This window comes from Mesorhizobium qingshengii, assembly GCF_900103325.1.
Lineage (GTDB): Bacteria > Pseudomonadota > Alphaproteobacteria > Rhizobiales > Rhizobiaceae > Mesorhizobium > Mesorhizobium qingshengii.
Genome location: NZ_FMXM01000002.1, coordinates 264768 through 283834, shown reverse-complemented (window position 1 = coordinate 283834; position 19067 = coordinate 264768). Strand labels below are relative to the sequence as shown.

General features: G+C 61.7%; 21 protein-coding genes. 16 read left to right on the top strand and 5 right to left on the bottom strand.

Features of this window, described 5'->3' with window-relative positions; genetic code table 11:
• The first annotated feature begins 39 nt into the window (after positions 1-39).
• Positions 40-456 (top strand): RNA polymerase-binding protein DksA, encoded by a 417-nt coding sequence (gene dksA / locus BLS48_RS01510; RefSeq protein WP_010909647.1) that lies wholly within the window; start codon positions 40-42, stop codon positions 454-456.
• Between the two features lie 175 nt (positions 457-631).
• Here the strand turns inward: dksA and BLS48_RS01505 are convergent, their stop codons facing one another.
• Complete coding sequence (locus BLS48_RS01505) at positions 632-1378, bottom strand: flagellar biosynthetic protein FliO (protein WP_091575043.1); 747 nt, start codon at positions 1376-1378, stop codon at positions 632-634.
• 228 nt (positions 1379-1606) lie between these two features.
• Between BLS48_RS01505 and cckA the strand changes: the two genes are divergently transcribed.
• Together cckA and BLS48_RS01495 are read left to right on the top strand one after the other, a co-directional pair.
• Positions 1607-4180 carry a cell cycle histidine kinase CckA gene (cckA, locus tag BLS48_RS01500; RefSeq protein WP_091575040.1) on the top strand — a complete coding sequence of 858 codons (2574 nt, stop codon included), beginning with the start codon at positions 1607-1609 and terminating at the stop codon, positions 4178-4180.
• An 86-nt stretch (positions 4181-4266) separates the two neighbouring features.
• Positions 4267-4980 carry a purine-nucleoside phosphorylase gene (locus tag BLS48_RS01495; protein ID WP_091575038.1) on the top strand — a complete coding sequence of 238 codons (714 nt, stop codon included), beginning with the start codon at positions 4267-4269 and terminating at the stop codon, positions 4978-4980.
• Between the two features lies 1 nt (position 4981).
• On the opposite strand, the gene BLS48_RS01490 is transcribed toward BLS48_RS01495, so the two are convergent.
• A complete protein-coding gene (locus BLS48_RS01490) occupies positions 4982-5287 on the bottom strand; it encodes a ribbon-helix-helix domain-containing protein (protein ID WP_091575035.1) in 306 nt (101 codons plus the stop codon).
• A gap of 223 nt (positions 5288-5510) precedes the next feature.
• On the opposite strand from BLS48_RS01490, the gene BLS48_RS01485 reads away from it, so the two are divergent.
• The 3 genes from BLS48_RS01485 to BLS48_RS01475 all read left to right on the top strand — a co-directional run bounded on the left by BLS48_RS01485 (position 5511) and on the right by BLS48_RS01475 (position 8138).
• Positions 5511-5906 (top strand): VOC family protein, encoded by a 396-nt coding sequence (locus tag BLS48_RS01485; RefSeq protein ID WP_091575616.1) that lies wholly within the window; start codon positions 5511-5513, stop codon positions 5904-5906.
• Between the two features lie 81 nt (positions 5907-5987).
• The gene (locus BLS48_RS01480) at positions 5988-6518 is read left to right on the top strand and encodes a Twin-arginine translocation pathway signal (RefSeq protein WP_091575032.1); all 531 of its coding nucleotides are present in this window, start codon (positions 5988-5990) and stop codon (positions 6516-6518) included.
• A 48-nt stretch (positions 6519-6566) separates the two neighbouring features.
• Positions 6567-8138: a GMC family oxidoreductase gene (locus tag BLS48_RS01475; RefSeq protein WP_091575029.1), complete on the top strand. Its 1572-nt coding sequence runs from the start codon at positions 6567-6569 to the stop codon at positions 8136-8138.
• A 68-nt stretch (positions 8139-8206) separates the two neighbouring features.
• Here the strand turns inward: BLS48_RS01475 and BLS48_RS01470 are convergent, their stop codons facing one another.
• A complete protein-coding gene (locus tag BLS48_RS01470) occupies positions 8207-8605 on the bottom strand; it encodes a hypothetical protein (protein WP_091575027.1) in 399 nt (132 codons plus the stop codon).
• Between the two features lie 313 nt (positions 8606-8918).
• On the opposite strand from BLS48_RS01470, the gene urtA reads away from it, so the two are divergent.
• From urtA to BLS48_RS01440, 6 genes are all read left to right on the top strand, one after another.
• Positions 8919-10229 carry an urea ABC transporter substrate-binding protein gene (gene urtA / locus BLS48_RS01465; protein WP_091575025.1) on the top strand — a complete coding sequence of 437 codons (1311 nt, stop codon included), beginning with the start codon at positions 8919-8921 and terminating at the stop codon, positions 10227-10229.
• Positions 10230-10340: 111 nt separating this feature from the next.
• A complete protein-coding gene (urtB, locus tag BLS48_RS01460; protein WP_091575023.1) occupies positions 10341-11957 on the top strand; it encodes an urea ABC transporter permease subunit UrtB in 1617 nt (538 codons plus the stop codon).
• The gene (gene urtC / locus BLS48_RS01455; protein ID WP_091575021.1) at positions 11954-13183 is read left to right on the top strand and encodes an urea ABC transporter permease subunit UrtC; all 1230 of its coding nucleotides are present in this window, start codon (positions 11954-11956) and stop codon (positions 13181-13183) included. The genes urtB and urtC overlap by 4 nt, the downstream gene beginning before the upstream one ends.
• Positions 13184-13189: 6 nt before the next feature.
• A complete protein-coding gene (gene urtD, locus BLS48_RS01450) occupies positions 13190-13936 on the top strand; it encodes an urea ABC transporter ATP-binding protein UrtD (protein WP_091575020.1) in 747 nt (248 codons plus the stop codon).
• A 69-nt stretch (positions 13937-14005) separates the two neighbouring features.
• A complete protein-coding gene (urtE, locus tag BLS48_RS01445) occupies positions 14006-14701 on the top strand; it encodes an urea ABC transporter ATP-binding subunit UrtE (protein WP_056576776.1) in 696 nt (231 codons plus the stop codon).
• Between the two features lie 261 nt (positions 14702-14962).
• Positions 14963-15139: a hypothetical protein gene (locus BLS48_RS01440; RefSeq protein ID WP_091575017.1), complete on the top strand. Its 177-nt coding sequence runs from the start codon at positions 14963-14965 to the stop codon at positions 15137-15139.
• Positions 15140-15328: 189 nt separating this feature from the next.
• On the opposite strand, the gene BLS48_RS01435 is transcribed toward BLS48_RS01440, so the two are convergent.
• Entirely contained in the window at positions 15329-15598 is a 270-nt protein-coding gene (locus BLS48_RS01435) for a hypothetical protein (protein ID WP_143019378.1), read from the bottom strand.
• Between the two features lie 74 nt (positions 15599-15672).
• On the opposite strand from BLS48_RS01435, the gene BLS48_RS01430 reads away from it, so the two are divergent.
• The 4 genes from BLS48_RS01430 (at position 15673) to BLS48_RS01415 (ending at position 17903) form a co-directional block, all read left to right on the top strand.
• Positions 15673-16206 carry an inorganic diphosphatase gene (locus tag BLS48_RS01430; protein ID WP_091575013.1) on the top strand — a complete coding sequence of 178 codons (534 nt, stop codon included), beginning with the start codon at positions 15673-15675 and terminating at the stop codon, positions 16204-16206.
• Positions 16207-16418: 212 nt separating this feature from the next.
• Positions 16419-16703 (top strand): PRC-barrel domain-containing protein, encoded by a 285-nt coding sequence (locus BLS48_RS01425; protein ID WP_091575011.1) that lies wholly within the window; start codon positions 16419-16421, stop codon positions 16701-16703.
• Between the two features lie 60 nt (positions 16704-16763).
• Complete coding sequence (locus tag BLS48_RS01420) at positions 16764-17231, top strand: DUF6894 family protein (RefSeq protein WP_091575008.1); 468 nt, start codon at positions 16764-16766, stop codon at positions 17229-17231.
• Between the two features lie 63 nt (positions 17232-17294).
• On the top strand, positions 17295-17903 hold the full coding sequence (locus BLS48_RS01415; protein WP_091575007.1) for a cysteine hydrolase family protein: 609 nt from the start codon (positions 17295-17297) through the stop codon (positions 17901-17903).
• An 11-nt stretch (positions 17904-17914) separates the two neighbouring features.
• On the opposite strand, the gene BLS48_RS01410 is transcribed toward BLS48_RS01415, so the two are convergent.
• The gene (locus BLS48_RS01410) at positions 17915-19066 is read right to left on the bottom strand and encodes a GGDEF domain-containing protein (RefSeq protein ID WP_091575004.1); all 1152 of its coding nucleotides are present in this window, start codon (positions 19064-19066) and stop codon (positions 17915-17917) included.
• Position 19067 lies beyond the last annotated feature (1 nt).

Here is a 19067-nt window from a genome sequence, read left to right as displayed (position 1 = left end):
TATATAGGCCCCAAATTTGGGGCATTTTGGGTGAGTCGAATGAACGACATCGTTACCGCCGATTACGTACCCTCCGAAGACGAGCCGTTCATGAACGAGCGGCAGAAATCCTACTTCCGCCTGAAGCTCGTCACTTGGAAGAATGACATATTGCGCGAAGCGCGCGAAACTCTCGAAATTCTCCAGCAGGAAAACGCCAACCACCCCGATCTCGCCGACCGGGCCTCTTCGGAAACCGACCGCGCCATCGAGCTCAGGGCCCGCGACCGTCAACGCAAGCTCATTGCAAAGATCGATTCCGCCTTGCAGCGCATCGACGAAGGCACCTATGGCTATTGCGAGGAGACCGGTGAACCGATCGCGTTGAAGCGGCTCGATGCGCGTCCAATCGCGACGCTGTCGATCGAAGCGCAGGAGCGGCACGAGCGCCGCGAAAAAGTCTATCGCGACGACTGACGCATCGCCCAAAAAGGGCTGCGCCCAGGACAGTTTTGCAGCGATGTTGATGTTGAAATGGCCGGCTTTCCGGCCATTTCCGTTGGCATGCCACACATCCAGTGCAAACAAGCGAAAGCAAGCCCAAGGTCCCGACCAGTCCAATTCCCCTGGCCGGCGGCGGCTCCGGAGCTGATCATCTCTTCTGGCTGGCGAGTTCGCCCAGAAGCTTGGTCATTTCATCGTCGAGCGACGGCGGTGCCTTTGCCGCCGGTTTGCCCACCGGGCCGCCTGAACGGGGCTGGTCGAGCGACACTTCGAGTTCCTTCATCAGCGTATCGTCGATGCTGTCCTGCCTTGGCGGCGGCGGCACTTGCCGAATGATATTGGCGTTCGCTGACCCATAGGCGGGCAACGGCGTGACGTTGGTTGGCTGGTAGCTTTGCGTCACCGGCTTCGGGGCTGGCGCTGGAGCCGGCGCGGCCGGACGCGGCCGGGCCGGCGCCGCCGTGGTCACCGGCTGCGGAGCGGGGGCCTGCCTTGGAGGCGGTGGAGCGGGTTGAGGCGCACGCGGCCGTGCCGCCGGGGCGGCGGTGGCCTGGACCGGCTGCAAGCCGCCATCTCCGGTCAGCGCCGGACGGCGCGGCGCCGAAAGCCGGATATCGCGTTCGACGACGACGTCGGTCGGGCCGCCAATCAGAATCAGATGTTCGATATCATCCCGGCGCACCAGCACCAGGCGCCGATGACTGTCGACGGCGGTCGCGTCCATGACGGCCAGCCGCGTCTTGCGGTTCCTGCCGCCGGCGACAAAGGTTCCGAAGGTCAAGTTGCGCACGAGCTTGATGATGACGAGAACGATGACCAGCAGAATAAGAGCTGCAAAGGTCCACAGCAGTGCCGCGGCATATCCGGGGCCCGCCACGCTATCCAGCCACTGCATTGGTTTCCCCTGATCGCCTTTGGACTTTGGAAGTGATGCGACTCTAGACCGTAGCGACTGGCTACCGCAAGTTGCCATTCATGCTCGTGAACAGCTTGAAAACTCCGAAGGCCGAAGGACATCATTTTTATCTGACATTTGCCGCCCAGGCCTTTTCCGGACTAGGAGAATGTGATTCAACCCGCTAGGGGCGGGTGTCGGACACCGGAATTCACGAGCAGGGGGCACATGGCCAAGGAAGCGCGCGGCGATTTCTATCCGGTACCGATCGTCGACCAGAACACGCGACCGGGCGCGGTCACCCGGCTTATCATTTTCATCGTCGTTCTGACGGGAGCCGCGATCATCTTCGGCCTCTTCCGCGAGCGCCTCGGCGATCCTTTCCTGCTCGGCATGCTCGGCGTGCTGGCGATGATCGGTGTCGGCTTCCTGTTCGCCACGGCGATCGGCTTCGTGCAGGTCACGCCACGCTCGACAGGTGATGAACTGTCGAAGGCATTCGTTGATTCGATGTCGCAGGGCCTTCTGGTGACGGATACCAAGGGCCGTGTCGTCTACGCCAATCGCTCCTATGCCGACATGACCGGAGCGTCGTCGGCGGCTGACCTGAAGACGGTCGAGGGCTTGCTCTCGGATGTTCCCGAAGCTTCCGTCACGATTTATCGCTTGGCGTCCGGCCTGCGCGACGGCCAGCCGGGTGACGGCGAGTTTCGGCTCGCACAGTCCATTCGGCCAGGTGCCGAACCAGGCGCCCGCTGGTACCGGGCCCGCGCCCGCACCTTCAGCGTGCCGGGTCAGCGGCTGCCGATGCTGGCCTGGCAACTTGCCGACATTTCGCAGGAGCGGGCCGAGCAGGAGCGCTTCTTCCTCGACTTGCAGAAGGCGATAGATCACCTCGACCACGCGCCGGCCGGCTTCTTTTCGGCCGACCAGGATGGCCGTGTCACCTACATCAATGCGACGCTTGCCGAATGGCTGGGTATTGACCTTACCAGTTTCACGCCCGGCTCCGTCACCTTGCCGGAGATCGTGGCCGGCGATGGCATGGCACTGGTCCGCTCGGTCAAGGCCGATCCGGGCACCACACGCAACGCGGTCCTCGATCTCGATCTGACGACAACGAAAGGCGAGGCGTTGCCGGTACGCTTCATGCATCGCGTTTCAGCCAGCCGCGAAGGCGTCAACGGCCCGACGCGCACGATCGTGCTCAACCGGACCCAGGGCGAGGATGCTTCCGCCGATCTTCGCGCCTCCGAGGTCCGCTTCACCCGTTTCTTCAATTCGACGCCGATGGCCATTGCCGCCGTCGACAAGAGCGGGCGCATCCTGCGCACCAACGCGCCGTTCCTGTCGCTGTTTTCCTCCGTCGTCGATGGGGACGCGGTCGATCGCCGCGTGCGGCTGGACACGGTGATCCACGAGCGCGACCGGCCGGCTTTTGCCTCCGCTTTCGAAAAAGCCCGGCAGCGACAGGCCGACATCGAGCCGATCGACACCTTGTTGCCCGGCAATGATGAACGGCACATCCGTTTCTACGTCAACGCGGTCGCCGACGGGACCGGCGGCGAGGGCGCCGAAGAGTCGGCCATCGTCTACGCCGTCGAGACCACGGAGCAGAAGGCACTCGAAGGCCAGATGGCGCAAAGCCAGAAGATGCAGGCGGTCGGCCAACTTGCCGGCGGCATCGCGCACGACTTCAACAATGTGCTGACCGCCATCATCATGGCCTCAGACCTGCTGTTGACCAACCACCGCCCGTCGGACCCATCCTTCCCCGACATCATGAACATCAAGCAGAACGCCAACCGGGCAGCCTCGCTGGTGCGGCAACTGCTGGCGTTCTCGCGCAAGCAGACGCTGCGGCCCGAGGTGCTCAACCTGACCGACGTGCTCGCCGACCTCAGGATGTTGCTGGCCCGTCTTGTCGGCAATGACATCAAGCTGAAGGTCGACCATGGCCGCGACCTGTGGCCGGTCAAGGTCGACATCGGGCAGTTTGAACAGGTGGTGGTCAACCTTGCGGTCAACGCCCGCGACGCGATGCCGGCCGGCGGCGATCTCACCGTGCGCACCCGCAATGTGACCGCCGAGGAATGCAAGGCCTTTTCCTACCGCGAACTCACTCCTGCCGACTATGTCGTGGTCGAAGTCGAGGATACCGGCAGCGGCATCGCGCCCGACGTGCTGAAGAAGATTTTCGAGCCCTTCTTCACCACCAAGGAAGTGGGCAAGGGCACCGGCCTCGGCCTGTCGATGGTCTACGGCATCATCAAGCAGACCGGCGGCTTCATCTTCTGCGATTCCGAGGTCGGCAAAGGGTCAACTTTCCGCATCTTCCTGCCGCGCCACATCGCGGAAGTGAAGAAGGCGGGCGAACCCGGCGATGTGCCGGCGGTGCCGGCGAAGGTTGTCGATACGGCCAAGGATCTGTCAGGCTCCGCCACGGTGCTGCTCGTCGAGGACGAGGACGCCGTGCGCATGGGCGGCATGCGGGCGCTGGTGTCGCGCGGCTATACCGTGCACGAGGCATCCTCGGGTGTCGAGGCGCTGGAAGTGTTCGAGGCTCTGGGCGGCAAGGTCGACATCGTCGTGTCCGACGTGGTGATGCCGGAGATGGACGGGCCGACGCTGCTTGGTGAACTGCGCAAGCGCCAACCGGATATCAAGTTCGTCTTCGTGTCCGGCTATGCCGAGGACGCCTTCGCCAGAAACCTGCCGGCAGACGCGCATTTCGGCTTCCTGCCGAAGCCGTTTTCGCTCAAGCAACTGGCGACCATCGTCAAGGACGTGCTGGAATCCTAGGTGCTTCTGATACTCTGCCCTTGCGTAATGCCGTGACAACGCCATGATTGTGGGCGAAACGGCAAGCGGGCTTGGGGGAGCAGCGGTTGACGCCACATATCGAGGCAGCCAAGGGCGACTATGCCGGTACGGTGTTGCTACCGGGCGACCCGCAACGCGCCGAGTGGATGGCGGAAACATTCCTGGAAGCGCCGCGCTGCATCAATCGCCGGCGGGGCGCCCTTGGCTTCACCGGATTGTTTGGCGGCAAACCGGTCAGCATTCAGTCGACGGGCATCGGCGTCTCGTCGTTTCTGATCTATGCGCATGAGCTGCTGGATTTCTATGGTGCCCGGACATTGATCCGCACCGGCACCTGCGGCGGCCTGACCGCCAAGACAAAACTGCGCAGCCTTGTCATCTCGCAATCAGCACGAGCGGAAAGCGCTCAAAGCGGTCAGGTTTTCGGCCTTTACGAAGCCGTTACCGGCCCGGATCCGGTGCTGCTTGCCCGCGCCTTGGCCAAGGCGGCCGAATTTGGCATCGACCACCGCGCAGGCCTGACGGTTTGCAGCGATATCTTCTATCATCCGGAAGGCCGTGTCCGCTTTGTCGAAGCGCAGGCAGCCGGAGCTCTGGCCGTGGATATGGAAACCGCCGCGCTTTATCGCATTGCGGCTTATTTCGGCGCCCGGGCGCTGTCGATCCTGACCGTGGTAGACAATATCGTCACCGGCGAACAAACCGACTATTCCGAGCGCCAGACGCTCTTCACCGATATGAGCCGGTTGGCGCTCGCTGTCGCCGTAGAGGGACGCTAGTCTAGGCGGCTTGCCGCTTCGGCGCCATCTGCTCCTCCATGCCCGGCCGATGGCCGCGCAGATAGAGGGCGCAGGTGGTGCGCAGCATCGACGCGAAGTTTGGAATGGCGCCGTTGATCTCGATGGCTTCGTCATAGAGCTTCGAAATGAATTTCGGCGTCGTCAGACCCTGGCTTTCGGCAATCTCGTCAAGTAGCGCCCAGAATGTCGCCTCGAGCTGAATGCTGGTCGAATGTCCGTCAATGCGGATCGACCGGTTGATCTGGCGATAGCCTTCGGGGTCCTGGCCCGCAAATACCCTGCACATCCGACAAACCTCCCATGATTGTTGGTTTTGGGTGGACGCGCCGCACTGCCGCACTGCTCGTCCCCAATACTACTTTCAGGCAAAAATGCCGGTACGGCAATCGGACTTTCGTCCCTGATGGGGCGGGCGGGACATTTCACGAGTCTGGGCGTGGTAACCGGCTGCCACCATCTTTTGCCCGCGCCGCCCATAATTGCTTCCGTTCACCACGGCGGAGACTGATTTGGCAAAGGCGATTCACAGCATGATCCGGGTTCTCGAGGAGACCCGATCCGTCGACTTCTACAGACATGCCTTCGGGCTCGATGTCGCCGACAGGCTGGACTTCGAGACATTCACGCTCATTTATCTCAGCAATGCCGAGGCAGGGTTCGAGGTGGAACTGACCGTGAACAAGGGGCGGCGGGAGCCCTATGTGCTTGGCGACGGCTACGGCCACCTCGCGGTCTCGGTCGTCGACCTGGACAGCGAACATGATCGTCTCGGCGCGCTTGGGCTCAATCCCAAAAAGATCGTCGAGTTCAACCGCGACGGTTCGCTGATCGCCCGCTTCTTCTTCATCGAAGATCCGGACGGCTACAAGATCGAGGTTCTGCAACGCGGAGGCCGCTTCAAATAGGAGACATCGCAGCCGCACCGGGAGGCGCGGCGCCAGCAACGGCACCCTCAAGGGGTGCAAATAGCAAGCAGGGAGGAATACATGGTCACGATCTATGACGGGAAGCCTGGACTTTCACGTCGTGAGCTTCTCAAACGCGGTGGCATCGGCGCTTTGCTCGTCATTTCGGGCAGCGCCGTCATCAGCCCCGAACATGCCTGGGGCCTCGAGACATCGGCGCTCAAGCCCGAAACGATGGCGACGCTGATCCAGATGGCGCGCGACATCTATCCGCACGATCAGGTCCCCGACAAATATTACGCCATTGCCGTGAAGGGCCATGACGAGCAGGCCGGCAAGGACGCCGCCCACAAGGCGATGATCGAAGATGGCATCGCCGATCTCGACAAGAAGTCGGGCGAGGGAGGTTACCGGGCTCTTGGCTGGGAAGACCAGCGCGTCGCGGTGCTGAAGCAGATCGAGGCGACGCCATTCTTCCAGGCCATCCGTGGCGGTCTCGTCGTCGGCCTCTACAACCAGAAAGAGGTATGGCCGATCTTCGGCTACGAGGGCGAGTCCTATTCCAAGGGCGGCTATATCGCGCGCGGTTTCAACGACATCGAGTGGCTCTGAGCCCCTTCGTCCCGAGACCCCGCAAACAGAAAATCATGGGAGGAAACCATGGCAGCTTCATTTGATCTCAAAAACGACGGTGTGGTCGTCATCATCGGCTCGGGCGCCGGCGGCGGCACGCTCGGCAACGAACTTGCCCAGAAGGGTGTCGATGTCGTCATCCTGGAGGCCGGCGCACGCCACGAATACGAGGAGTTCATCAACGACGAGTGGGATTCATTCACCCAGCTCGCCTGGAAGGACAAACGCACCACGTCCGGCGACTGGCGTGTGGCCAAGGATTTCCCAAACCTGCCGGCCTGGATCGTCAAGTCGGTCGGCGGCTCGACCACGCACTGGGCCGGAGCTTCGCTGCGCTTCCAGGAGCATGAGTTCAAGACGCTGTCGACCTACGGCAAACTGAAGGGCGCCAACCTGCTCGACTGGCCGATCACGCTGGCCGAGATGGAACCCTACTACGCCAAGGCCGAAGCCAAGATGGGCGTGACCGGCACCAACGACTGGCCGAGACTGCCGGGCAACAACAACTTCAAGGTGCTGAAGGCGGGCGCCGACAAGGTCGGCTACAAGGAATGTCACACCGGCAACATGGCGATAAACTCGGTTCAGCGCGATGACCGCAATTCCTGCCAACAGACAGGGTTCTGCTTCCAGGGCTGCAAATGGGGCGCCAAATGGTCGACGCTCTACACCGAAATCCCCAAGGGCGAGGCGACAGGCCATCTCGAGGTCAGGCCGAACGCCATGGTGATCAAGATCAACCACGACGCTAGCGGAAAGGTGACCGGCGTCGTCTATGCCGACAAGGACGGCAAGCTGCAGGAACAGAAGGCCCGCATCGTCGCTGTTGCCGGCAACTCCATCGAGAGCCCGCGCCTGTTGCTGAATTCCGAATCAGCCAAGTTCCCGCACGGCCTCGCCAATTCGTCGGGGCAGGTGGGCAAGAACTACATGCGCCACACCACCGGATCGGTCTATGCCATCTTCGACAAGCCGGTGCACATGTATCGCGGTACCACCATGGCCGGCATCATCCGCGACGAGGCGCGCCATGATCCGTCGCGCGGTTTCGTCGGCGGCTACGAGTTCGAGACGCTGTCGCTCGGTCTGCCGTTCATGGCGGCCTTCCTCGATCCGGGCGGCTGGGGCCGGTCGTTCACCACGGCGCTCGACCATTACGACCATATGGCGGGCCTGTGGATCGTCGGTGAGGACATGCCGCGCGCGGAGAACCGCATCACGCTGCATGCCGACATGAAGGACGAGCATGGCATGCCGATCGCCGACGTGCATTTCGACGATCATCCGAACGACACCGCGATGCGCAACCACGCCTACAAGCAAGCCTCGGCGCTTTACGCCGCGGTCGGCGCCACGCGCACCTTCCCGACGCCGCCCTATCCGTCGACCCACAATCTCGGCACCAACCGGATGAGCGAGAAAGCAGCCGACGGCGTCGTCAACAAGCATGGCCAGGCGCACGACATCAAGAACCTGTTCGTGTCGGACGGCAGCCAGTTCACGACGGGTGCCGCCGAAAACCCGACCCTGACGATCGTGTCGCTGGCGATACGCCAGGCCGACTACATCGCTGCGCAGATGTCGGCCAAGACCATCTGAGCGCATCCTCCCGACCGCCTGCAGGCGCGGAACCCAACAAGGTTCCGCGCCTTTTTCGATGGGGCGTCTCAGTTCTTCGTGCAGGTCGAGGCGGTGAAGGCGCCGTCGGGTTGCTTCATGATGATGTCGAAGGAGGGCGGGGTCTCGCCGTCAAGCGTGGCCTGGGTCAGCGAGATCGAGTTGCCGCCGGCGGTGTAGCCGCCCAACGGTCCCAGCCAGGAGATCACGCCGTTTGCATCCATCTGATAATTGTAAGCCTGCTGGGCGGTCCCAAAGGTGACCGGGCCGCTGTAGACGTATCCCTTGATGGTGATGTCGCCGAGATTGAGGAACAGGCCGAGCAGGTAGACCTCGCAATGATAGGTGCCATCCGGCATCTTGCCATCGCTGAAGTCGGCTCGTGCGGTGCCGGTCGCCGCCGCAAGAAGCAATATGCCGATGAAAATGCGTGAGATTCTGTATGCCATGACGTGCTCGCTTGAGCGGCGAGCTTGCCCTATTTTTGCGCTGTGCCGCAACATTTGTTGTCTGCGGTGCCGCGCTTGACGATCAAAATGTAGGCACGTGGTCAAATTGGGCGAAAATTAGGCAAAAGCCCTGCGCGTTGCGCAATTTTCTCTCAATCAATTTTTAACCGGCTCTCTTTGTTTGCAGAACTCTAATATATCAAGCAATTGATAATATTGCATTATCATCCCTTCATCGGCACCACCTTGGCGATTGGCATGGGGGTTGCATCGTAGTGTTGCGGTGCAATCAACCAGCTTGGGAGTGTTAGGCATGAGGGGTAATTTCTCGACAATTACAAAAATGTTTTCGGCGAGCGTGGTCGCGGCAGGCCTGTTGATGTCCGTGCCCGCCAAGGCGGCTGACGACACGATCAAGGTCGGCATTCTCCATTCGCTGTCGGGGACCATGGCGATTTCGGAGACGACGTTGAAGGACGCCATGCTGATGCTCATCGACGAACAGAACGCCAAGGGCGGCCTGCTCGGCAAGAAGCTCGAAGCCGTCGTCGTCGACCCTGCTTCCAACTGGCCGCTGTTCGCCGAGAAGGCGCGCGAGCTGATCTCCAAGGACAAGGTCGCGGCGGTGTTCGGCTGCTGGACCTCGGTGTCGCGCAAATCGGTGCTGCCGGTGTTCTCCGAGCTCGACAACATTCTGTTCTATCCCGTCCAGTATGAGGGCGAGGAAAGCGAGCGCAACGTGTTCTACACGGGTGCCGCTCCGAACCAGCAGGCAATCCCGGCGGTCGACTATCTAATGAGCGAAGACGGCGGTTCGGTGAAGCGCTGGGTGCTCGAAGGCACCGACTACGTCTATCCGCGCACCACCAACAAGATCCTCGAGGCCTACCTGAAGGCCAAGGGCGTCGCGGCGGAAGACATCATGGTCAACTACACGCCGTTCGGCTTCTCCGACTGGCAGACCGAAGTTTCGGCCATCAAGAAATTCGGCTCGGCCGGCAAGAAGACCGCCGTGGTCTCGACCGTCAACGGCGACGCCAACGTGCCGTTCTACAAGGAACTCGGCAACCAGGGCATCAAGGCCGAGGACATTCCGGTTATGGCCTTCTCGGTCGGCGAGGAAGAACTTGCCGGTCTCGACACCGCGCCGCTGGTCGGCCATCTCGCCGCCTGGAACTATTTCGAGAGCGTTGACACGCCCGAGAACAAGAAGTTCATCGCCGACTGGCACAAGTTCATCAAGAACGACAAGCGCACCACCAACGACCCGATGGAAGCCCACTATATCGGCTTCAACATGTGGGTGAAGGCCGTCGAGAAGGCCGGCACCACCGATCCGGACAAGGTCATCGACGCCATGATCGGCGTTTCGGTCCCGAACCTGACCGGCGGCTACTCGACGATGATGCCGAACCACCACATCACCAAGCCGGTGCTGATCGGTGAAATCCAGGCCGATGGCCAGTTCGAGACGGTTTCGCGCACGCCAGGTCTGGTGATGGGCGACGAGTGGTCCGACTACCTGCCTGACTCCAAGGACCTGATCTCCGATTGGCGCGCGCCACTGTCCTGCGGCAACTTCAATGTCGCCACCGGCAAGTGCGGCGGCAAGGGCACAAACTGATCCTCCCCGGGGCTGGACCTTCAGGTCCGTGCCCCCCAAGCGCTCCGGGCGGGCTTCGTCCTCCAGTCCGCCCGGGCGCGAAATCAACCTTTCAGGAGCTGCCTGAAGCCAATGAACCTGTTCCGTGCGATTGGCCTGACACTGCTGGTCCTGCTGGCGACGCTGTCGTCATCGGGTGCAAGCGAAGCCGATCTGCGTGGCATCATCGCCAAATTCGCGACGGCCAAGGGCTTTTCGGAGACAGGGGCTGTCGTTCACGAACTGGCGGCAACAGGCGACCCGGCCGTCGAACGGCCGCTTGCGGCACTTGCCGACGGCAATCTCTATATCCGCAAGGCCGATTCCCTGGTCTTTGTCGGCAAGGAGACTGGCGACAGCGTTGAGCTGCTCGACCCGCTAAGCGGCGAGAAGTCGGCTGACGCCGCCAAGGACGACATCGCCAAGATCAAGGTCAACAACACGCTGCGCCGCGTCATCCGCGATGCGCTCGGCACGTTGACGCTTGGCGCCAAGGACCCGGCCGTGCGGGGCGCCGCCGCCGACACCATGTTCAAGACGCCCGATGCCGCAAACATCGAGCCGCTCGACGCAGCGATCGCCAAGGAGACCGTGGCAAGCGTCAAGGCCCTGCTCGAACAGGCCCGCGCCGCCTCCGTCCTGGTCTCCGACCGGCCGGATGCCGACAAGCTCGCCGCAATCGCGCTGATCGGCGCACGGGGCGACCGCGATGCGGTTTCGCTGCTCACCTCGGTCGAGGCGAACGCCCCGGACGCGGTCAAGGAAGCGGCGACAGCGGCTATTCGCAACATCAATTCGACGCTGGCGTTCTGGGATGCCGGCCAGAACATCTGGTACGGCATTTCGCTGGGCTCGGTCTTGCTGCTCGCCGCGATCGGGCTTGCCATCACCTTCGGCGTCATGGGCGTCATCAACATGGCGCATGGCGAGATGGTCATGCTCGGCGCCTACACCACCTTCGTCGTCCAGCAGGTGATCCGCACATCCTTTCCCAGCCTGTTCGACTGGTCGCTGGTAATCGCCCTGCCGCTCGCCTTCCTGGTCGCCGCGCTCGTCGGCCTTGCCATCGAGCGCGGCGTCATCCGCTTCCTCTACGGCCGGCCGTTGGAAACGCTGCTGGCGACGTGGGGCGTCTCGCTGATCCTGCAGCAGGCGGTGCGCAGCATATTCGGGCCGACCAACCAGGAGGTCGGCAATCCGTCGTGGATGTCGGGCTCGTTCAACGTCGGACAGCTGGCGATCACCTGGAACCGGCTGTGGATCCTGGTTTTCGCGCTCAGCGTCTTCGCGGTGCTGCTCTATGTGATGAAGCGCACGCCCTGGGGGCTGCAGATGCGCGCCGTCACCGCCAACCGGCGCATGGCCTCTTCGATGGGGATCAGGACGCCATGGGTCGACGCGCTGACCTTCGCGCTCGGATCCGGCATTGCCGGTATCGCCGGTGTCGCGCTCAGCCAGATCGACAACGTCTCGCCCAATCTCGGCCGCGGCTACATCATCGACAGCTTCATGGTCGTCGTCTTCGGCGGTGTCGGCAATCTGTGGGGCACGCTGGTCGGCGCCTTCTCGCTCGGCATCGTCAACAAGTTCCTCGAGCCTTATGCCGGCGCAGTGCTTGGCAAGATCGTCGTGCTGGTGCTGATCATCCTGTTCATCCAGAAGCGCCCGCGCGGCCTGTTCGCGCTCAAAGGCAGGGCGGTGGAAGCATGATCACCGGACGCTTCTTTGCCGCGGGCGCGGACCGACGCATCGCCATCACCATCTTCATGCTGCTGGCGGTGGCCATCATCGTGCCGCTGCTTAATCTCGTCGTATCGCCGACGAGTGCCTTCTATGTCCCGTCCTACATCGTCGCACTGACCGGCAAATATCTCTGCTATGCGCTGCTTGCCTTGGCGCTCGACCTCGTCTGGGGCTATTGCGGCATTCTCTCGCTTGGCCATGGCGCCTTCTTCGCGCTCGGCGGCTATGCGATGGGCATGTATCTGATGCGCCAGATCGGCTCGCGCGGCGTCTATGGCAACCCCATCCTGCCGGACTTCATGGTGTTCCTGAACTATAAGGAATTGCCGTGGTTCTGGTACGGCTTCGACCATTTCTGGGTCGCCGCGATCATGGTGCTGGCCGTGCCCGGCCTGCTCGCCTTCGTCTTCGGCTGGTTCGCCTTCCGCAGCCGCGTCACCGGCGTCTATCTCTCGATCATCACCCAGGCGATGACCTATGCGCTGCTGCTCGCCTTTTTCCGCAACGACATGGGCTTCGGCGGTAACAACGGCCTGACCGATTTCAAGGATATTCTAGGGTTCAACGTGCAGGCCGACGCGACGCGCTCGGCGCTGTTCGCTGCCAGCGCGGTGATGCTCGCACTTGCTGTCTTCGTAACCTGGGCAATCGTCGGCTCCAAATACGGCAAGCTGCTGATGGCGGTGCGTGACGCCGAGAGCCGCACGCGCTTCCTCGGCTGGCGGGCCGAGAACGTCAAACTGTTCGCTTTCACGGTCTCGGCCGTCATGGCCGGCATAGCCGGCGCGCTCTACGTGCCGCAGGTCGGCATCATCAACCCCGGCGAATTCGAACCGTCCAATTCGATCGAGGTGGTGATCTGGGCGGCCGTCGGCGGTCGCGGCACCATTGTCGGACCGATCGTCGGTGCTTTGCTCGTCAATGCCGGCAAATCCTGGTTCACCGGTGTGTTGCCGGAATTCTGGCTGTTTGCGCTGGGCGGCCTGTTCGTCGCAGTCACGCTGCTCTTGCCCAAGGGCATCATCGGCATGTGGGATTCCTGGCGCGGCAACGCCAGGGCGTTGCGGGCGGCATCTGCCGCCGAAGAAGCCGGCACTTATGTCGACCCGGCGCCACCGAAGATCGTCCGGGCAGCGGCAAGAACACCGGGCGAATGGTCCTCGTCCAACCCCGAACCACAGCCGGCGGAGTAAGGGGCCATGTCGAAGAGCAACACCATCCTTTACCTCGACGGCGTCTCGGTCTCGTTCGACGGTTTTCGCGCCATCAACAATTTGTCGCTGGTGCTCGACAAGGGTGAGATGCGCGCCATCATCGGCCCCAACGGCGCCGGCAAGACGACGATGATGGACATCGTCACCGGCAAGACACGGCCCGACGAGGGCGAGGTGTTCTTCGACGGCCAGGTCGACCTGACCAAGCACGACGAAGCCGAGATCGCCATGATGGGCATCGGCCGCAAATTCCAGAAGCCGACCGTCTTCGAGAGCCACACGATCGAGGAGAACCTGATGCTGGCGCTTAAGGGGCCGCGCTCGATCTTTCCGGCGCTGTTCCACCGGCGCTCGGCCGCGGAGGCGCGGCAGATCGACGACATCCTCGGCATCATCCGGGTTGGCGACAAGCGCGACGAACTGGCGACCAATCTCAGCCACGGCCAAAAGCAGTGGCTGGAGATCGGCATGCTCCTGGCGCAGGACCCGAAGCTGCTTCTGGTCGACGAGCCGGTTGCCGGCATGACCGATGCCGAGACCGAGGAAACCGCACGGCTGCTCAAGGACATTGCACGCGACCATTCGGTCATCGTCGTCGAGCACGACATGCATTTCGTTCGCGAGCTCGGCGTCAAGGTCACTTGCCTGCACGAGGGCGCGGTACTGTCCGAGGGCACGCTCGATTTCGTTTCGGCCGACGAGCGCGTCGTCGAAGTCTATCTGGGGAGATGAGCATGGTGTGGCGGGTTCAATTCCATCGCTTCGATTTGTCCTTCCTCAGGTTCTGGAGAAGGCGCTGACATGCTCGAAGTTTCGAACGCCACGCTTCACTACGGCGCCGCCCAGGCGCTGCGTGGCGTGTCGCTGAAGGCGGGTGCCGGCAAGATCACCTGCGTGCTCGGCCGCAACGGCGTCGGCAAGACCAGTTTGATGAGATCGATCGTTGGCCACCATCGGCTGACGAGCGGAAGTGTTGCCTTCGAGGGGAAGGCGCTCGACCGGAGCGCGGCGTATGACCGCGCCCGGTCGGGCATCGCATTCGTACCGCAGGGCAGGGAGATCTTTCCGCTGCTCACGGTGCGGGAGAACCTCGAATCAGGCTTCGCGCCGCTGAAACGGGCCGACCGAAATGTGCCCGCCCATGTCTTCGAGCTGTTTCCAGTCCTGAAGCAGATGCTGGGTCGCCGTGGTGGTGACCTTTCCGGCGGTCAGCAGCAGCAGCTCGCTATTGGCAGGGCATTGGTGATGCGGCCGAAACTGCTGGTGCTCGACGAGCCGACGGAAGGCATCCAGCCGTCGATCATCAAGGATATCGGCCGTGCCATCCGCTATTTGCGCGACCAGGCCGGCATTGCCGTGCTGCTGGTCGAACAGTATCTCGATTTCTGTCGCGAACTCGCCGACGAGGTGAACATCATGGACCGGGGGCTGATCGTCCACACTGGTCCGGCGGAAGATCTCGACAGGGCGGACGTTCGCAAATTCCTGACGGTGTAGTCCGTCTGGTCGTCACCCGCGCGGTGGCGCCCCAATCTTTCTTCAAAGACCCCTGCGCAACTCTGGCACGTCGACCATGGCGTGTTAGTCTTTATTTGGCCTTGGTGAGTCGGCCGCTTCCCGTATCAGTCTGGTTGGTTGCAGATCAGGGGAAGGTGCAGGCTCCAGCCGGCAAGTTCCACGCAAGCAAGGCTCCCTAGCTTCCCTCCTGCGATCTGTTTGTCGTTCAACGCGTTTGGGCACACAGGCCAAGGGACAGCCATGGAACGCTATGTCGAAGATTACCAGAAGCGGCGGCTTACGGAGCGCGTCGACATCATCACCGCCATCAACATATTGAGGTCCCAGGGGTACGACTACGACGAGCTGATCGAGGAAATCACCAAGGTCTTCTATGTCGACCTCGATGCCTTCAATGAAATCGTGATGGCGGCGTAGAAAGCGCTTCGATCCCCATCGTTGCAAGCGATGGGGTTACCGGCGCATGCCCCCTGCGGCAAGCCAATCGTTTGAACAAGATGCGCTCTGGTCGCCGACCTGCAATAGTTGTTGGACACGCGGCGATGCCGGCCGATCCTGTACGCCGGCTTGATCATGGTCCCCAGCATGAGGGATGCTTTCGGTCTTCTACTCGCCGCTCCGGTGCTTTTCAATTTGGTATGTCAGCCAGCGGCAGAACATTCCAACGATGGAGAACGCTGCGCCGCCAATCAAGCAGGCGGTGAGCAAAGCGCTTTCCGAAGCGCTTGACCAACTCACGATGGCGAGCAGGATTACGCTCGCGGTAGAGATCAAATAGCCTACCCCCTTCAGTAGGTGCAGAGAAGCTTTTGTCATGCCTGGACTCTCCTGAAGGGCTTTCTTCTTCGGAACATTTTTTGCGTTGTGAAGTTCCATCGCCTGCCGCCGTGCCATGCGAATAGCAACGGAATCTCGCGAAGATGGGGGCTTAACCGAGACGAGGCACCTGGATGCCCAATTTTCTGAAGCTGCCGGCAACCACGAAGGGCCTCATTAGAGTGATCATCGAAACTCCACGTGGCGCGACGGCGAAACTGGCTTTCGACCCGGAAACGCAGATGTTCGGCTATGTCCGTCCCTTGCCGGTTGGAATGATGTATCCTTACGATTGGGGCTTTATCCCTTCGACGTTGGGTGAAGATGGTGATCCTCTCGACGGGCTTGTCATCCATCAGGCAGCAACAGCCCCCGGCGTGGTGATCAAATGCAACCTGCTAGGTGCCTTGCGCGTCAAGCAGAAGGACGAAGGCGGCGAGGTCCTGCGCAACGACCGTTATGTCTTCTGTCCGCATAGGGAGGATGCTCCCGACGAACTCGTTGCAGCGGATTACGTTCGAGAGGATTTGCGACGTGAAATCGAGCAGTTCTTTGCCTCGTCGGTGCTTGGGACCGGCAAAACCATCAAGTTCAAGGGTTGGCAAAATGCTGCGGAAGCTCGCAAGGCCATCAAGAAGGGTATGAACGCTTTTTCAGCGCGCCGTTGAGTTGGCAGGTTGGATTTTAGCCTGCGGCGATGAAGTGGTTCATGCCGGATGCCGAGCGATCCGCTGGTTCAGCTGCGCTTGAAACGCATCGGCGCTGACCGAGACCTCAGAATGGAGGTCTGCCTCCGAATTTTGTGACGCGGCACCGATCCACGCGGAACTGTTCGTCGTGTCGCAGGTTGCAACAGTTCCACACAACAGGAGATGCAGCCATGGATCACACCAACCACGTACGCCTTTCCGGCAATGAGTTGACCTCCGAGATACTCGACGGCGCGACCATCTACGCCGCCGACGACGAGAAGGTCGGGACGGTCTCCCATCTGCACGGCAGCCAGGTCGTCATCGATGTGGGCGGCTTCCTCGGCATGGGGGCAAAACCTGTTGCTGTGCCTGCCAACCAGTTGGACTTCATGCGTGACGAGGCCGGCGATGTTCACGCGGTCACCACATGGACGAAGGATCAGCTCAAAGAGATGCCGGAGCATCAGGATTGAAGATCAAATAGGGCTTGGCTGCGGTCGGCCCCGATTTTGTGAGGAAGACAGGAGTCCGCCGTGCAAATCATTCGAACCGAAGTCACGAATGCCGCGGCCCTAGATGGTCGGTCGGTCCGTCGCGTCATGTTCCACGGTGAGGGCAGTGAATGTGTCATCGTGGACATGGCTGGTTCCGACGGAAAGAGCGAGGAAGACGTGCTAACTCGCGCCAAGGCGATCCTGGTTCAGACTGCTACGTTCGGCCTTGCCGCTAACGACTATGATGCGAATAGCAACGGCAATTTTGATGAGCTTGCCGTCACGGCGGCAAGTGACGGGATTGGTGATGCGTATATCTTTGAATATCGCGACGGAGAGGCCATCCGACGGATACCTCCGTCCAGGATGCCGAGCCTTGATGCCGCCCGGTCGGAGGCAATCCGCTGTGCAGTCGATCTACTGGTCGACTTGCAGACCGGCCCGGACGATCTGTCCGGTTGGCTGGTTCGTGTATCCAGCGAAAACGGCGAGCTCCTCTGTGGTTGACGTGGCCGAGGCGAGAGCGGCCAGGCAGGCTAGTCGGCAGGGCATGGTTGATGGAGACCAGCCGTGGCCGCACGAGGGTTAGTTCACGGACCTCTTGGCGAAAACTGCCTGCATGTCTGCGTCGACATGCAGCGCCTGTTCGGAGTGGATGGGCCTTGGGCCGTGCCATGGACCGAGAAAGTCGTGCCGGCCATAGAGGAGCTGGTCGCCAGACAGCCGGAGCGAACACTTTTCACCCGCTTTATTCCCGCCAAGCGTCCGGGCGAGGGCCCTGGAATGTGGGCGAGCTACTATCGCCGATGGGCGGAAGTGACGCTTTCACGTATCGACCCAGGTCTGATCGAGCTCATGCCTCAACTTCGACGTTTTGTGCCGCCGGCCAAACTTGTCGACAAGCGTGTCTATTCGCCATGGACTGAAGGGCACCTCGACGCCCTACTGCATGGCTCAGCCGTAAATACCTTGGTGATTACGGGAGGTGAAACCGACGTCTGTGTGCTCGCCACCGTACTTGGCGCCATCGATCGTGGCTTTCGCGTTGTTCTCGTCACCGACGCCATCTGCAGTTCTGCAGATGAGACGCACGACGCACTGATGGAACTCTATTGTTCGCGGTTCAGTGAGCAGGTCGAGGCAGTGACCATGCGGGAGGTCACGGATAATTGGCAATAAGGCCGACCACTCTAGCCCGCGCGGCGCAATGCCGAGGCGGTGACCCGGTTGCGGCCGCCGCGCTTGGCGGCGTAGAGCGCTTTGTCGGCGGCGCTGAGCACCTTGTCGAAGCTGAGGCCTTCCTTGGTGCCGAAAGCAAATCCAGCGCTGACCGTGCATGTCAGGGGTCCGGCCTCGGTTTCGATGCGGTACGCGGCGAAAGCTGCCCGTATTGCCTCGGCGGTGGCCTCCACCGTTTCGGGCAAGGTCCGTTTCAACACCAGCGCGAATTCCTCGCCGCCCATGCGTGCGGCGACATCGGTCGGCCGAAGATTGGCGGCGAGTTCGCCGGCAAATACCTTCAGGACTTCATCACCCGCGGCGTGGCCAAATTCATCGTTGATGGCCTTGAAGCTGTCGAGATCGAACACGACCACAGCGGTGAATGCGCCGACCGGTACATTGCCATGCAGGTCGAACAAGGCGCGGCGGTTAAGCAGGCCGGTCAAGGGATCGGTCAGCGCATTGCGGCGGTGATGCCTGGCCAAGCGTCCCTGATTGAGCGCCAGCGACAATGCGCCGATACCTGTCATGCTGGCGATGACGACGATGAGACTCAGATCCTCTGCCCAGTTGCTTGGTGCATGTCCAAGGATCAGTCTGCCATCCCATGCCAGAACCGCCGCGCACAGCACGAAGGATATGGCCGTGGCCGAATAGAGCGCGGCGGCACCGATCGCCAGGGCAGGTGCCTCGGCACGCCCCTTCCAGTATTCGGCGGCCGTCGCGAACAAGAGCAGCGCGGCGAACAGGTTCTCGAACATGAAACCGAGACCGTCATAGCCTAACGCCATGGGCGGCAGCGTCACCGCAAGCGAAATGCCGCTGCCCATCAGGATACGTGGCATGGGTGAGCCGCCGCTTCTGAACTGATGGGCAGCGCCAAGCATCATCGAGAAGCCGACAAGCAGCAAGGTGAAGGCGGCCAACCCAAGGATACGTCCGGGCGTGGCGATATAGGCGTCGTAGGTGAAGACGTCGCCGACCACCAGCAATGCGCTGATCGCCCATGTCAGCAGGAACTTATCCGTACGAGCGGTCAGCCACGTGCCGAACAACGTCAGGCTCAGGCAGGCAGCCGAAAAACCAACTGCCAGCAGAAGTGAGTTGTAGTCGAGCGACATG